Origin of the sequence: Caballeronia sp. RCC_10 (assembly GCF_041360715.1) — a bacterium.
Taxonomy (GTDB): Bacteria; Pseudomonadota; Gammaproteobacteria; order Burkholderiales; family Burkholderiaceae; genus Caballeronia; species Caballeronia grimmiae.
In genome coordinates this window covers 313,003-326,917 of sequence record NZ_JBFUPT010000001.1, presented here as the reverse complement: position 1 = coordinate 326,917, position 13,915 = coordinate 313,003, and the positions used below count along the sequence as shown (strand labels likewise).

13 protein-coding genes and 1 tRNA gene are annotated in these 13,915 nt (G+C 62.3%); 13 read left to right on the top strand and 1 reads right to left on the bottom strand.

Translation table 11 applies throughout. The annotated features are described in order from the left end of the window. Positions 1 to 41 precede the first annotated feature (41 nt). On the top strand, positions 42 to 488 hold the full coding sequence (locus tag AB6804_RS01565; protein WP_370884953.1) for an acyl-CoA thioesterase: 447 nt from the start codon (positions 42 to 44) through the stop codon (positions 486 to 488). 21 nt (positions 489 to 509) lie between these two features. Here AB6804_RS01565 and AB6804_RS01560 read toward each other — a convergent pair whose 3' ends face one another. Further along, positions 510 to 1,055, bottom strand: coding sequence for a LuxR C-terminal-related transcriptional regulator (locus tag AB6804_RS01560; RefSeq protein WP_244792753.1), 546 nt, complete (start codon positions 1,053 to 1,055; stop codon positions 510 to 512). 187 nt (positions 1,056 to 1,242) lie between these two features. Between AB6804_RS01560 and AB6804_RS01555 the strand changes: the two genes are divergently transcribed. The 12 genes from AB6804_RS01555 (at position 1,243) to pheT (ending at position 13,857) form a co-directional block, all read left to right on the top strand. Further along, complete coding sequence (locus tag AB6804_RS01555; RefSeq protein WP_370884952.1) at positions 1,243 to 1,947, top strand: CoA transferase subunit A; 705 nt, start codon at positions 1,243 to 1,245, stop codon at positions 1,945 to 1,947. A 2-nt stretch (positions 1,948 to 1,949) separates the two neighbouring features. Further along, positions 1,950 to 2,591, top strand: a complete 642-nt coding sequence (locus AB6804_RS01550) for a CoA transferase subunit B (RefSeq protein ID WP_370884951.1) — start codon at positions 1,950 to 1,952, stop codon at positions 2,589 to 2,591. Between the two features lie 166 nt (positions 2,592 to 2,757). Beyond that, the gene (locus tag AB6804_RS01545) at positions 2,758 to 3,678 is read left to right on the top strand and encodes an alpha/beta fold hydrolase (RefSeq protein WP_370884950.1); all 921 of its coding nucleotides are present in this window, start codon (positions 2,758 to 2,760) and stop codon (positions 3,676 to 3,678) included. A 63-nt stretch (positions 3,679 to 3,741) separates the two neighbouring features. Next, on the top strand, positions 3,742 to 4,095 hold the full coding sequence (locus AB6804_RS01540; RefSeq protein WP_035967012.1) for a RidA family protein: 354 nt from the start codon (positions 3,742 to 3,744) through the stop codon (positions 4,093 to 4,095). Positions 4,096 to 4,130: 35 nt separating this feature from the next. Next, the gene (locus AB6804_RS01535) at positions 4,131 to 6,353 is read left to right on the top strand and encodes a bifunctional (p)ppGpp synthetase/guanosine-3',5'-bis(diphosphate) 3'-pyrophosphohydrolase (protein WP_370884949.1); all 2,223 of its coding nucleotides are present in this window, start codon (positions 4,131 to 4,133) and stop codon (positions 6,351 to 6,353) included. 103 nt (positions 6,354 to 6,456) lie between these two features. Next, positions 6,457 to 6,533: transfer RNA gene (locus tag AB6804_RS01530), tRNA-Val, on the top strand. A gap of 300 nt (positions 6,534 to 6,833) precedes the next feature. Then, on the top strand, positions 6,834 to 8,741 hold the full coding sequence (gene thrS, locus AB6804_RS01525) for a threonine--tRNA ligase (RefSeq protein ID WP_370884948.1): 1,908 nt from the start codon (positions 6,834 to 6,836) through the stop codon (positions 8,739 to 8,741). A gap of 46 nt (positions 8,742 to 8,787) precedes the next feature. Then, complete coding sequence (gene infC, locus AB6804_RS01520; RefSeq protein WP_075583167.1) at positions 8,788 to 9,318, top strand: translation initiation factor IF-3; 531 nt, start codon at positions 8,788 to 8,790, stop codon at positions 9,316 to 9,318. 231 nt (positions 9,319 to 9,549) lie between these two features. Then, positions 9,550 to 9,747 carry a 50S ribosomal protein L35 gene (gene rpmI / locus AB6804_RS01515; RefSeq protein WP_006052501.1) on the top strand — a complete coding sequence of 66 codons (198 nt, stop codon included), beginning with the start codon at positions 9,550 to 9,552 and terminating at the stop codon, positions 9,745 to 9,747. A 28-nt stretch (positions 9,748 to 9,775) separates the two neighbouring features. Then, positions 9,776 to 10,135 carry a 50S ribosomal protein L20 gene (gene rplT / locus AB6804_RS01510; protein WP_008350196.1) on the top strand — a complete coding sequence of 120 codons (360 nt, stop codon included), beginning with the start codon at positions 9,776 to 9,778 and terminating at the stop codon, positions 10,133 to 10,135. Between the two features lie 191 nt (positions 10,136 to 10,326). Then, the gene (pheS, locus tag AB6804_RS01505; protein WP_370884947.1) at positions 10,327 to 11,340 is read left to right on the top strand and encodes a phenylalanine--tRNA ligase subunit alpha; all 1,014 of its coding nucleotides are present in this window, start codon (positions 10,327 to 10,329) and stop codon (positions 11,338 to 11,340) included. Positions 11,341 to 11,424: 84 nt separating this feature from the next. Then, the gene (gene pheT, locus AB6804_RS01500) at positions 11,425 to 13,857 is read left to right on the top strand and encodes a phenylalanine--tRNA ligase subunit beta (protein WP_370884946.1); all 2,433 of its coding nucleotides are present in this window, start codon (positions 11,425 to 11,427) and stop codon (positions 13,855 to 13,857) included. The last annotated feature ends 58 nt before the right edge of the window (positions 13,858 to 13,915 follow it).

Sequence of the window (13,915 nt, the reverse complement as noted above, 5' to 3'; positions counted from 1 at the left end):
CCGCGGCGCGACGCCTTTTTCGACACTGGAACGATCACCCGATGAGCAACACAAGCAACGACAGCGACTTTCACACCGTTTTCGAGATGTCCATGCCGATCCGCTGGGGCGACATGGACGCTTTCGGCCACGTCAACAACACCGTCTATTTCCGCTACATGGAGCAGGCGCGGATTTCGTGGTTCGAGGAAATCGGCATCGCGGGCGGCAACGGCGAAGGGCAGGGGCCGGTGATCGTCAATGCGTCGATGGAGTTCCTGAAGCAACTGCATTATCCCGGCGACGTGGTGGCGCGGATGTCGGCCGGCAAGCCCGGCCGCAGCAGCTTCGATACGCGCTTCGAGCTGTATCGCGCGGACGCGCCCGGCGTGCTCTACGCGCGGGGCGCGGCGAAGATCGTGTGGATCGACTATGCGGCGGGGAAGTCGGTGCCGCTTCCCGATCTGTTGCGGCAGATCATCGAGACCGGCGCGCCCGTCGCGCAGTAACCGGGCACGGCAGCGGCCCGTTCAGTTGCCGAGCAGCCGCTGCAGCAGTTCGGTTGCATTGCCCGTGTCGTATTTGCGCATGAGGCGCGCGCGGTAGATATCGACCGTGCGCGGGCTGATGTCGAGCACGCGCCCAATCTGCTTGCTGGTCTTGCCCGTCACGAGCTGCGCAGCGATTTCGCGTTCCCGTGGCGTCAGTTCGATCGCGACGCGCCGTGTCGCGCTCAAATCCTCGAACGTCCACACGCCGGCCGCATGGGGCGCGGCGCGATCCAGCGCGCGGCCAGTGACGTGGCACCAGAACAGTTCGCCGTTCGAGCGCTTCATGATGCGATCGTCGCCATACGTGCCGCGATCCACGATGTGCGCGGCGATGCGCTCGCCGATGCGCGCGAATTCGTCCGGCGTCGGATACAGCACCTCGAACGATTGGCCGATCAGCGCCTCGCGCTCGAAACCGAAGATCGCGCAGACCTGCTCGTTGCAATCCTCGATGATCCGCTCCCGCGAGAGCACGAGGCCGACGGGCGCGAGGTGAAACGCGGTTTGATAATCCAGTGCACGCATGTGGAATCGGGCGCCCGGCCGCTCGAGGAACCAACGCGCGCGGGCAATGACTTATGTATTTTTGCGTATTGTGCCGGATGGACTGCGCAGCGTACTCTTTTCGCCAATCAAAACGCCGCCGGATCGATCCGGACGGCGGAGAAAAAAACGGTTTTCAGTCGGGTTCACACATGGAAGGGACGAACAGATGAACAAGGTCTATCCCAGCGCGAAAGAAGCGCTCGATTGCATCGTCAAGGACGGGCAGACGTTCGCCGTCGGCGGATTCGGGTTGTGCGGCATCCCTGAAGCGCTCATCGCGGCGCTGCGCGACTCGGGCGTGAAGGACATCACCTGCATCAGCAACAACGCGGGCGTCGATGGCTTCGGGCTTGGCCTGCTGCTCGAAACGCGCCAGATCAAGAAGATGATTTCGTCGTACGTGGGCGAAAACAAGGAGTTCGAGCGGCAATATCTCGCCGGCGAACTGGAACTCGAATTCACGCCGCAAGGCACGCTCGCGGAGAAGCTGCGCGCGGGCGGCGCGGGCATCCCGGCGTTCTTCACCAACACCGGCTACGGCACGGTGATCGCGGACGGCAAGGAAACGCGTCAGTTCGGCGAGAACCACTACGTGCTCGAACATTCGCTGACGGCGGACGTCGGTCTCGTCAAGGCGTGGAAGGCCGACAAGTCGGGCAACCTGATCTATCGCCGCACGGCGCGCAACTTCAATCCGATGTGCGCGATGGCCGGCAAGATCACCGTCGCGGAAGTCGAGGAGATCGTCGAAGTCGGCGAGCTCGATCCCGACGCGATCCACACGCCGGGCATCTTCGTGCAACGGCTCGTCCTGAATGCGCATCCGGAAAAGCGCATTGAACAACGCATCGTCCGCGCGAAAGGAGAATGACCATGGCTTGGACTCGTGACCAGATGGCCGCGCGCGCGGCGAAGGAACTGCAGGACGGCTTCTACGTGAATCTGGGCATCGGCTTGCCGACGCTCGTTGCCAATCACGTGCCGCAGGGCGTCGAAGTGTGGCTGCAGTCGGAGAACGGACTGCTCGGCATCGGCCCGTCGCCGTATGACGAAGAAGTCGACGCCGATCTCATCAATGCCGGCAAGCAGACAGTGACGACGCTGCCGGGCTCGTCGATCTTTTCGTCGGCGGATTCGTTCGCGATGATTCGCGGCGGCCACATCAACCTGGCAATCCTCGGCGCGATGCAGATCAGCAAGACCGGCGATCTCGCCAACTGGATGATCCCCGGCAAGATGATCAAGGGCATGGGCGGCGCGATGGACCTCGTCGCGGGCGTGAAGCGCGTCGTCGTGCTGATGGAGCATGTCGCGAAGGGCGATCAGCACAAGATCCTCGAAGCGTGCACGCTGCCGCTGACGGGCGTGGGTGTGGTCGATCGCATCATCACGGATCTCGGCGTCATTGACGTGACCGAAAAAGGCCTCAAGCTCGTCGAACTGGCCGACGGCGTCACCGTCGACGAAATCCAGCGCAAGACGGGCGCGCCGCTCGATGTCAGCAGCGTGAGCTGACGAGGCGATATAGCGTCGTAAGAAGCGGGCGGGGCTGCAAGGCTTCGCCCGTTTTGCTTTTTGCGGGCCTGCGCCAAGCGCCGGACATCGGCCGTTCGGCTAACGCACGTTCGGCTGCGAGCCGGGCGCTTTACAATCGTTCCGACACCTTCCACGAGGAAATTCCATGAGCGCATCCATCGTTGCCGAAGCATCGCATTACACGCTCGACGAGCCGCGTCAGCGATTCGTGCAGTGCGCGAGTCCGGCGGGGCTGCATCGCGTCGCGTACACGGAATGGGGCGATCCGGCGAACCCGCGCGTGCTACTGTGCGTGCATGGCCTTACGCGCTCGGGCCGCGACTTCGACCGGCTCGCCAAGGCGTTTTCGAGCGAGTATCGCGTGGTGTGTCCGGATGTCGTCGGGCGCGGCCTGTCGGACTGGCTCGCGGACTCGCGCTATTACGGCGTCGCGCAATATGTCGCCGACATGGTGACGCTGATCGCGCGGCTCAACGTCGAAACGGTCGACTGGTTCGGCACGTCGATGGGCGGGCTCATCGGCATGGCGCTCGGCGGGCTGCCCGGCACGCCGATCCGCAAGATGCTGCTCAACGATGTAGGACCGCATATCGAACCGGTTGCGCTGGAGCGCATCCGCGAATACCTCGGCAAGCCGGCGCGGTTCGCATCGCTCGATGAAGGCGTGCGGCATGCGGCGAAGCTCGCGGCATCGTTCGGCCCGCTGACCGGGGACGAATGGACGAGCATCAACACCCCGCTGCTGCACGAGCGCGATGGCGCGTGGACCTTCCGCTACGACCCCGGCATCGCCGCGCCGTTCTCCGCGACCACGGAGGAACAGAACGCGGCCGGCGAGGCGTTCATGTGGCGCTCGCTCGCGGCAATCGCGACGCCGGTGCTGGTCGTGCGCGGCGAAAGCTCTGACCTGCTTTCGCGTGAGACGGTGCGAAAGATGATGGAGACGGGGCAGGCGGTGTCGAGTGTGGAAGTGCCCAATACCGGCCACGCGCCCGCCTTTCTTGCGGACGATCAGATCGCCACCGCCCGGGCGTTCTTTCTCGAAAACAATGCCAGCGGGGCATAATATCGGGCTGAGCGCCTGACGCTCGGTCTTGTTCTTGAACCACTTCAAAGGATCGACATACACATGGCAGTCACTCGTCACCACGTCGGCGCACGGCTTTCCGAGATCGCGATTCACAATGGCACCGTCTATCTCGCCGGGCAGATCGCCGAGGACACGAACCAGGACATCACCGGCCAGACGCGCGAAGTGCTGGGCCACATCGACCGCCTGCTGGAAGAGGCGAACAGCGACAAGTCGCATCTGCTGTCCGTGCAAATCTACGTCTCCGACATGGTGCATTTCGCCGGCATGAACGCCGTGTGGGACGCATGGGTCGCGCCGGGCAACACGCCGCCGCGCGCCACCGTCGAGGCGAAGCTGGCGAACCCCGATTGCCTCGTCGAAGTCGTGGTGGTGGCGGCTCAACGCAGCTGAGCCGTCAATGAACCGATAGCAGTCGCTTTATCCGTATGACCGAAACCGCCGTCCTCGCCGACACGCTGCCGGAGCCGTCCATCGACGACGCGCTCGCGTTCGTGCGCGAGCACGCGAAGGACGCGCGGGTCTCGACCGGCGAGTTGCTGGTGGATCACGCTGCCGGCACCGCACGCATCATGCAGACGCTCAACGTCGATCCGTACGCGATCGCCGCCGCCGCGCTGTTTGCGCTCGCGCCTCATCTCGACGATCCGGAGAAGGTCATCGCGGAGCGCTTCGGGACGGAAGTGCAGCGGCTCGTCGGCGATGTACGCAAACTCCTGCGTCTCGGCTCCGTCAGCTCGCGCGCGACGCTCGCCGCGGTGTCCGACAACACCCGCGATGCGCAGGCGGCACGGCGCGCGCAGGTCGAATCGCTGCGCAAGATGCTGCTCGCGTTCGCGCAGGACATTCGCGTGGTGCTGATCCGGCTCGCGTCCAGGCTGCAGACGCTGCGCTACTACGCTGCGCACAAGATGGAGCCATCGCCCGACGTGCCGCGCGAAACGCTCGAAATCTACGCGCCGCTCGCGAACCGTCTCGGCATCTGGCAACTGAAGTGGGAACTCGAGGACCTGTCGTTCCGCTTCGAAGACCCCGCCACGTACAAGCGGATCGCGAAGCTGCTCGACGAGAAGCGCGTCGAGCGCGAATCGTATGTGACCGGGGCCATCGCGCGGCTGCAGAAGGAACTGGACACCGCGCACATCAAGGCCGAAGTGAGCGGCCGGCCGAAGCACATCTACAGCATCTGGAAGAAGATGCGCGGCAAGGAACTCGACTTCGCCGAGCTGAACGACGTGCGCGCGTTTCGCGTGATCGTCGGGGACATCAAGGATTGCTACACGGTGCTCGGCATCGTGCATAACCTGTGGCAGCCGGTGCCGCGCGAATTCGACGACTATATTTCGCGGCCCAAGCCGAACGGCTACAAGTCGCTGCATACGGTTGTCGTCGGCGACGATGGCCGCGCCTTCGAAGTGCAGATTCGCACGCACGAAATGCATCAGTTCGCGGAGTATGGCGTGGCCGCCCACTGGCGGTACAAGGAGGCGGGCGCGCGCGGCTACGCGGGGCAGGTGACGGCGAGCGAGAAATACGACGAGAAGATCGCGTGGCTGCGCCAGCTTCTCGCCTGGAAGGACGACGTCGAAGGCGAGCATCCGGGCTGGCAGCATCTGCGCGACGCCACGCTCGACGACGACCATATCTACGTGCTGACGCCGCAGGCTCGCGTGGTGGCGTTGCCGCACGGCGCGACGGCGGTCGATTTCGCGTATCACCTGCATAGCGAGCTGGGGCATCGCTGCCGGGGCGCGCGTGTCGATGGCGCGATGGTGCCGCTCAACACGCCGCTGCAGAACGGGCAGACGGTCGAGATCATCGCGGTGAAGGAAGGCGGACCCTCGCGCGACTGGCTCAATCCGCAGCTTGGCTACATGCACAGCCCGCGCGCGCGGCAGAAGGTGCGCGCGTGGTTCAACACGGTCGACGCGGCGGAGAACGTGGCGCAGGGCCGGGCGATCGTCGAAAAGACGCTGCAGCGCGAAGGCAAGACGTCGGTCAATCTCGATCAGCTCGCGGCCAAGCTCGGCTTCAAGGCGCCGGAAGATCTGTACGCGGTCGTCGCGAAGGACGAGTTCAGCGTGCGCAACATCGAGCACGCGTTGTCCGATGCGCCGCCGCCCGAGCCCGAGCCGGAAGCGCCCGCGCAGTTCGAGAAGCGCAGCAGCGGGCAGAGCGTGGCGCAAGGGGCATCGACGGGCGTGCTGGTCGTCGGCGTGGATGCCTTGCTCACGCAACTCGCGCGCTGCTGCCGTCCCGCGCCGCCCGATCCGATCGCGGGCTTCGTGACGCGCGGCAAAGGCATGTCGATTCATCGCGCGGACTGCACGACGTTCCAGCGCATGGCGCAGCGTTCGCCCGAACGCGTGCTGCATACGACTTGGTCGGCCGAGGTGATGAACGGGCGCGGATCGTCGGTATATCCGGTCGATCTGTCGGTGGAGTCGGCGGACCGGCAAGGGCTCCTGCGCGATATCTCGGAAGTGTTCGCGCGTGAAAAGATCAACGTGATCGGCGTGAAGAGCCAGAGCCGCCGGAATATCGCCTACATGCAATTCACGGTGGAGGTATCGAATTCGGCGCAGATTCAGCGCGCGTGCACGGTGCTCGGTGAGGTGCAGGGCGTGATTCGCGCATCGCGGCGCGCATGAGCGATATTGCGCGTCGAAGTGAACGATCGACGAATCTTTTTCATTTCATTGCGCAGAAACACTTGCCAAGATTCGAAACGCTCCATATAATCTCACTTCTTTCAGGCTCGTAGCTCAGCTGGTTAGAGCACCACCTTGACATGGTGGGGGTCGTTGGTTCGAGTCCAATCGAGCCTACCAACGAAAACGAAACTTCGGCGAATCTTGGTTCACGAAGTTTCACTCCGCAAAAGCGCTTCGGCGCAAAAGGCGAACAGCGAAATGGCACTTCGAACGTTGACCGAAACAAATTCGGAGCGACGCTAGTCGAGGACCTCTTTCGCCTTCTGCCCTTTTCTATTTTGCGGTATGTGTGAAAAGTGAATGCGGCCCCTCGATAGCGGGGCCGCATTTTTTTTGTCCCTCGGTTTCTGATATCGATATCGCGGGGCAGTGCTTAGTCGAACTCGCCAGGCCTCGGCCGGCGTCTTGGAGAACGAAATGGTTTCGGTACGATTGCCTGATGGGTCGGTCCGCCAATACGACCACCCGGTGACGGTCGCGGAAGTCGCGGCATCGATCGGGGCGGGCTTGGCCAAGGCGGCGCTCGCCGGCAAGCTCAATGGCGAACTCGTCGACACCTCCTACGTCATCGACCAGGATTCGTCGCTTGCCATCGTCACGGACAAGGACCCGGAAGGTGTAGATGTCGTTCGTCATTCCGCCGCGCACTTGCTCGCGTACGCGGTCAAGGATCTGTTCCCCGAGGCGCAGGTGACCATCGGGCCGGTCATCGACAACGGCTTCTATTACGACTTCGCGTACAACCGTCCTTTCACGCCCGAAGATCTCGAGAAGATCGAGAAGCGCATGCAGGAGCTCGCGCAGAAGAACGAGCCGGTGTCGCGCCGTGTCGTTTCGCGCGATGAAGCGGTCGAGTACTTCAAGAGCATCGGCGAGGCGTACAAGGCCGAAATCATCCAGTCGATTCCGGAAAGCGACGAGATTCGCCTGTACTCGCACGGCAACTTCATCGATCTGTGCCGCGGCCCGCACGTGCCGTCCACGGGCAAGCTGAAAGTCTTCAAGCTGATGAAGGTCGCGGGCGCGTACTGGCGCGGCGACTCGAAGAACGAGCAGCTGCAGCGCATTTACGGCACTGCCTGGACCAGAAAAGAAGACCAGGATCAGTACCTGCACATGCTCGAGGAAGCGGAAAAGCGCGATCACCGCAAGCTCGGCAAGCAACTCGACCTGTTTCACCTGCAAGACGAAGCGCCGGGCATGGTGTTCTGGCATCCGAAGGGCTGGTCGCTGTGGCAGCAGGTCGAGCAGTACATGCGCCGTCGCGTGAACGAGGCCGGCTATCTGGAAATCAAGACTCCGATGGTCATGGACCGTTCGCTGTGGGAAGCATCGGGTCACTGGCAGAACTATCGTGAAAACATGTTCACGACCGAATCGGAAAAGCGTGACTACGCCATCAAGCCGATGAACTGCCCCGGTCACGTGCAAGTGTTCAATCACGGTCTGCGCTCGTATCGCGACCTGCCGCTGCGTTACGCGGAGTTCGGTTCGTGCCACCGGAACGAGCCGTCGGGCGCGTTGCACGGCCTCATGCGCGTGCGCGGCTTCGTCCAGGACGACGCACACATTTTTTGTACCGAAGACCAGTTCATCGCGGAGTCGATTGCGTTCAATACGCTCGCGATGAGCGTGTACAAGGACTTTGGCTTCGATCACATCGACATCAAACTGTCGCTGCGTCCCGAGCAGCGCGCGGGCACCGATGAAATATGGGATCGCGCCGAGCAGGGTCTGCGGGAAGCGTTGACCGCTTGCGGCCTGCAGTGGGAAGAGCTTGCGGGCGAGGGCGCGTTCTACGGTCCGAAGATCGAGTACCACATCAAGGACGCGCTCGGCCGTTCGTGGCAGTGCGGCACGCTGCAGCTCGACATGGTGCTGCCGGAGCGCCTCGGCGCGGAGTACGTGTCGGAGGACAACAGCCGTCGCCGTCCGGTCATGCTTCACCGCGCGATCGTCGGCTCGATGGAGCGTTTCCTCGGCATTCTGATCGAGCATCACGCCGGCGCAATGCCGCCGTGGCTGTCGCCGGTGCAGGCCGTCGTGCTCAATATTGCCGAAAGTCAGTCCGAATATGCGGCGTCTTTGACCCAATCGTTGCAAAAACAAGGGCTTAGAGTCGAGAGCGATTTGCGCAACGAGAAGATTAGCTATAAAATACGCGAGCACACGCTGCAAAAGGTCCCGTATTTGCTGGTTGTCGGGGACAAGGAGCGTGAGGCGCAAACCGTAGCCGTGCGTGCTCGTGGCGGTGTCGATCTGGGCGTGATGCCGGTCGACGCATTCCTCGAACGTCTGCAGCAGGAAGTGCGGGCGTTCAAGTAAGTCACTCGCAGCGCGGCTTGTTTTTCATTTTTAGAGGAAACGTAACATCGCTACTGATAAGTCGTCACATCGCATCAACGGTGAAATTACTGCACCGGAAGTGCGCTTGGTCGGAGTGGACAACGAGCCGCTCGGAATCGTGAAACTGGCCGATGCGTTCCGTCAATCGGAACAGCTCGACGTGGATCTCGTCGAAATTGCGCCGCAGGCTTCGCCGCCTGTCTGCCGTTTGATGGATTACGGCAAGTTCAAGTATTCGGAAGCGAAGAAGCAGCACGAGGCGAAACTCAAGCAGAAGATCGTGCAGGTGAAGGAAGTCAAATTCCGCCCCGGCACGGATGACGGTGACTACAACGTCAAGCTGCGCAACCTCACGCGCTTTCTCGAAGACGGCGACAAGACGAAAATCACATTGCGTTTCCGCGGTCGCGAAATGGCGCATCAGGAAATCGGCATGCGTATGCTCGAACGTCTGAAGACGGATCTCGACGAAGTCGGTCAGGTCGAGCAGATGCCGAAGATGGAAGGCCGCCAGATGATCATGGTGCTGGCGCCCAAGAAGAAGGCGGCCAAGTAAGCACGAGCAGCGAGACGATGGATCGCGCGCCGTCGCAAAAGGCGGCAGCGCGGCATCGCCGGAAAGTTCAGAGAGGCGTCGTATCAACGGCGCCGCTCATGAAAAGCGGCAGCCTGAGAAGGTTGTCTGCACATAAGTGGAGCGTGGGTTTCGAAGGGCGGAAAGCGGTTCTGGCCAGTACGGCGGGATCAGCCGCACACCCATGACCATCTAATAAACTGGAGTAGTTTCATGCCGAAGATGAAGACCAAGAAGAGTGCTGCAAAGCGCTTCGTGGTGCGTCCGGGCGGTACCGTCAAGCGCGGTCAGGCCTTCAAGCGCCACATTCTTACCAAGAAAACCACCAAGAACAAACGCCATCTGCGTGGCTCCACGGCTGTTCATGATTCCGATCTGAACTCCGTCCGCGCAATGCTGCCGTTCGCCTAACCTCAACTAACACTCCAAGGAGCGCAACATGCCTCGAGTAAAACGTGGGGTTACCGCACGGGCCCGTCACAAGAAGATCATCCGTCTGGCCAAGGGTTACCGCGGCCGTCGCAATAACGTCTATCGCATCGCCAAGCAGGCGGTCATGCGCGCAGGCCAGTACGCCTACCGCGATCGCCGCAACAAGAAGCGTGTGTTCCGCGCATTGTGGATCACGCGTATCAACGCGGCGGTGCGTCAGCACGACATGACGTACAGCGTGTTCATCAACGGCCTGAAGAAGGCTTCGATCGAACTCGACCGCAAGGTGCTGGCTGACATGGCTGTGTTCGACAAGGCTGCTTTTGCTGCGATCGTCAAGCAGGTGAAAGCCGCCGTTGCAGCCTAATTGCGAAATTAGTACTGCGTGGTTTGCCTGAACGCTGCCGTAACAACGGCGGCGCTCAAGCAGAAAACGGGGCTCTCACCGAGCCCCGTTTTCGTTGGACGGACGGTTTTGCGCATGACTTGAGCACACGCGGCAGGGCACGCGCAAAACCGTAATTCAGTTAGAACTTCGACGTTGAAAAGATGGGATCAATGGATCTGGACCAGATTGTCTCCGACGCGAAAAGCGCCTTTGAAAACGCCAACGATGCCGCCACGCTCGAAAACGAGAAAGCGCGCTTCCTGGGCAAGTCCGGCGCGCTCACCGAACTGCTGAAGGGCCTCGGCAAGCTCGATCCCGACGCGAAGAAAACCGAAGGCGCGCGCATCAACGTCGCGAAGCAAAAGGTCGAAGCGGCGCTCAATGCGCGCCGTCAGGCGCTGGCAGATGCACTGCTGAATCAGCGGCTCGCGGCGGAAGCCATCGACGTGACGCTGCCCGGGCGCGGCGCGGGCGTCGGCACGCTTCATCCGGTGATGCGGACGTGGGAACGCGTCGAGCAGATTTTCGGCAGCATCGGATTCGACGTCGCCGACGGCCCCGAGATCGAAACCGACTGGTACAACTTCACCGCGCTGAACAGCCCGGAGAACCATCCGGCGCGTTCGATGCAGGACACGTTCTACGTCGACGGCAAGGACGCCGAAGGTCGTCCGCTGCTGCTTCGCACTCATACGAGCCCGATGCAGGTGCGCTACGCGCGCATGAACAAGCCGCCGATCAAGGTGATCGTGCCGGGCCGCACGTATCGCGTGGACAGCGACGCCACGCACTCGCCGATGTTCAACCAGGTCGAAGGCCTGTGGATCGAAGAGAACATCAGCTTCGCGGATCTGAAGGGCGTCTATACCGACTTCCTCAAGAAATTCTTCGAGCGCGACGACATTCTCGTGCGCTTCCGTCCTTCGTATTTCCCGTTCACGGAGCCGTCCGCCGAAATCGACATGATGTTCGAGCACGGCAAGAACGCGGGCAAGTGGCTGGAGATTTCGGGCTCGGGCCAGGTGCATCCGACCGTCATCCGCAACATGGGCCTCGATCCCGAGCGCTACATCGGCTTTGCATTCGGCAGCGGCCTCGAGCGTCTCACGATGCTGCGTTACGGCGTGCAGGACCTGCGCCTGTTCTTCGAAAACGATCTGCGTTTCCTGCGACAGTTCGCTTAAAGACGCACGTCCCGCGGCGTTCGGCTGCGAAAGAAGCGAAGGCGGCCGAACGAGAGACTCCAAACATTTCGAACGTAGACACACATGCAATTCCCCGAATCCTGGCTCCGTAGCTTCGTCGATCCCAAGCTTTCCACCGGCGAACTCGCGCACGCGCTCACGATGGCCGGTCTCGAGGTCGAAGACCTGCGCCCGGTGGCGCCGCCGACCACGAAGATCGTCGTCGGGCAAGTGCTGGAAGTGGCGAAGCATCCGAACGCCGACAAGCTCAACGTCTGTCAGGTCGATGCCGGCACGGGCGAGCAATTGAACATCGTGTGCGGCGCGCCCAATGTGTCGCCGGGCATCAAGGTGCCGGTCGCGCTGATCGGCGCGGTGCTGCCGCCGGCCGAAGCGGGCGGTGAGCCGTTCGCGATCAAGCCGACGAAACTGCGCGGCGTCGACAGCCAGGGCATGCTGTGCTCGGCGCGCGAACTGAAGCTGTCGGAAGATCACAGCGGTCTCTTGATCCTTCCCGCCGATGCGAAGGTCGGCCAGGACATCCGCGAGGCGCTCAATCTCGACGACACCGTCTTCGAGATCAAGCTCACGCCGAACAAGGCGGACTGCCTCTCGGTGTTCGGCGTCGCGCGTGAGACGGCCGCCATCACCGGCGCGCCGCTGAAGGCGCTGGACATGCCATCAGTCGAGGTCACGCTCGACGAGAAACTGCCGGTCAAGGTGCTCGCGCCGGATCTGTGCGGACGCTTCTCGGGCCGCGTGATTCGCGGCGTGAACGCACGCGCCAAGACGCCGCAATGGATGGTCGAGCGCCTCGAACGTTCGGGCCAGCGCAGCATTTCGGCACTCGTCGATATTTCCAACTACGTGATGCTCGAACTCGGCCGTCCGACGCACGTGTTCGATCTCGACAAGATTCACGGCGGAATCGAAGTGCGTTGGGGCAGAAAGGGCGAGTCGCTCAAGCTCCTGAACGGCAGCACCGTCGAACTCGATGAAACCGTCGGCGTCATCGCGGATGACTCTCACGTCGAAAGCCTTGCGGGCATCATGGGCGGCGACAGCACGGCCGTCTCGCTCGACACCACGAACATCTATCTCGAAGCCGCGTTCTGGTGGCCGGACGCGATCCGCGGCCGTGCGCGCAAGTACAATTTCTCGACGGATGCCGCGCATCGCTTCGAACGCGGCGTCGATTATTCGACGACCGTCGAGCATATCGAGCGCATCTCGCAACTGATTCTCGACATCTGCGGCGGCGAAGCCGGTCCCGTCGACGATCAGATCCTGAACGTGCCGGAGCGCCGTCCGGTGTCGATGCGCGTTGCACGGGCACATCGCATCATCGGCGTGGATATCGGGGCGGACGAGATCGCGCAGATTTTCACGCGACTGAACCTCGCGTTCGAGCGCGATGGCGATACGTTCCATGTCACGCCGCCGCCGTATCGCTTCGACATCGAGATCGAGGAAGACCTGATCGAGGAAGTCGCGCGCATCTACGGCTTCGAAAAGATTCCGGCGCGCCCGCCGGTGGCGGCGAGCGAAATGCGCCCCACGAACGAGACCAAGCGCTCGATCCATGTGCTGCGTCATGCCGTGGCCGCGCGCGACTATGCGGAAACGGTCAACTTCAGTTTCGTCGATGCCGAATGGGAGAAGGACTTCGCCGGCAACGACAACCCGGTGAAGCTGATCAACCCGATCGCGAGCCAGCTCTCGGTCATGCGCACGACGATGTTCGGCAGCCTGATCGGCGTGTTGCGCTATAACCTGAATCGCCGCGCGGACCGCATCCGCGTGTTCGAAGCAGGGCGCGTCTTCCTGCGCGATCCATCGGTGAAGGCGGGTGAACTGACGGTCGAAGGCTTCGCACAGCCGAAGATGATCGGCGGTCTCGCATACGGTCCGGCGATCGAGGAGCAGTGGGGCGCGGCATCGCGCAACGTCGACTTCTTCGACGTGAAGGGCGATGTCGAAGCGCTCTTCGCGCCGGTCGTCCCGCGCTTCGTGAAGGCCGAGCATCCGGCGCTGCATCCGGGGCGCAGCGCGCGCATCGAAGTGGCGGGGCGCGCGGTTGGCTGGATCGGCGAATTGCATCCGCGCTGGCTGCAAAAATATGACCTTCCGCAGGCGCCGATCCTCTTCGAAATCGAAGCAGACGCTCTGATGGAACGCCCGCTGCCGGTGCCGTCGGAGGTATCGAAATTCCCGCCGGTGCGGCGCGATATCGCGATCGTCGTCGACCAGTCGGTACCGGTGCAAGCACTGCTCGACGAGCTCGAAAACGCCCGTTCCGAGCCCGCTTGCAAGCACGTTACCCGGGTTGCGCTTTTCGATGAATTCCGTCCAAAATCAAACACTTCCGGTGGGTTGGGGGAGCATGAGAAAAGTCTTGCCTTCCGTGTAACGTTGCAAGATACTGGCGGCACGCTTCAGGACGAAACAGTCGACACGGCGATCAGAACGCTGGTGGATCGCCTGGCTCGAGTACACGGCGCGCGGTTGCGCGGATAGCCCAGTTGGCCCGTCCGCAGGGATCGCCAAGTCAAATCATGTTTCGCGCCGTTTTACC

Bases quoted from the DNA above. Each gene is read 5' to 3' on its own strand.
- AB6804_RS01565 (WP_370884953.1), top strand. From the start codon at position 42: ATGAGCAACACAAGCAACGACAGCGACTTTCACACCGTTTTCGAGATG.
- rpmI (WP_006052501.1), top strand. From the start codon at position 9,550: ATGCCGAAGATGAAGACCAAGAAGAGTGCTGCAAAGCGCTTCGTGGTG.
- rplT (WP_008350196.1), top strand. From the start codon at position 9,776: ATGCCTCGAGTAAAACGTGGGGTTACCGCACGGGCCCGTCACAAGAAG.
- AB6804_RS01545 (WP_370884950.1), top strand. From the start codon at position 2,758: ATGAGCGCATCCATCGTTGCCGAAGCATCGCATTACACGCTCGACGAG.
- AB6804_RS01555 (WP_370884952.1), top strand. From the start codon at position 1,243: ATGAACAAGGTCTATCCCAGCGCGAAAGAAGCGCTCGATTGCATCGTC.
- AB6804_RS01560 (WP_244792753.1), bottom strand. From the start codon at position 1,055: ATGCGTGCACTGGATTATCAAACCGCGTTTCACCTCGCGCCCGTCGGC.
- pheS (WP_370884947.1), top strand. From the start codon at position 10,327: ATGGATCTGGACCAGATTGTCTCCGACGCGAAAAGCGCCTTTGAAAAC.
- AB6804_RS01540 (WP_035967012.1), top strand. From the start codon at position 3,742: ATGGCAGTCACTCGTCACCACGTCGGCGCACGGCTTTCCGAGATCGCG.
- thrS (WP_370884948.1), top strand. From the start codon at position 6,834: ATGGTTTCGGTACGATTGCCTGATGGGTCGGTCCGCCAATACGACCAC.
- pheT (WP_370884946.1), top strand. From the start codon at position 11,425: ATGCAATTCCCCGAATCCTGGCTCCGTAGCTTCGTCGATCCCAAGCTT.
- AB6804_RS01550 (WP_370884951.1), top strand. From the start codon at position 1,950: ATGGCTTGGACTCGTGACCAGATGGCCGCGCGCGCGGCGAAGGAACTG.
- AB6804_RS01535 (WP_370884949.1), top strand. From the start codon at position 4,131: ATGACCGAAACCGCCGTCCTCGCCGACACGCTGCCGGAGCCGTCCATC.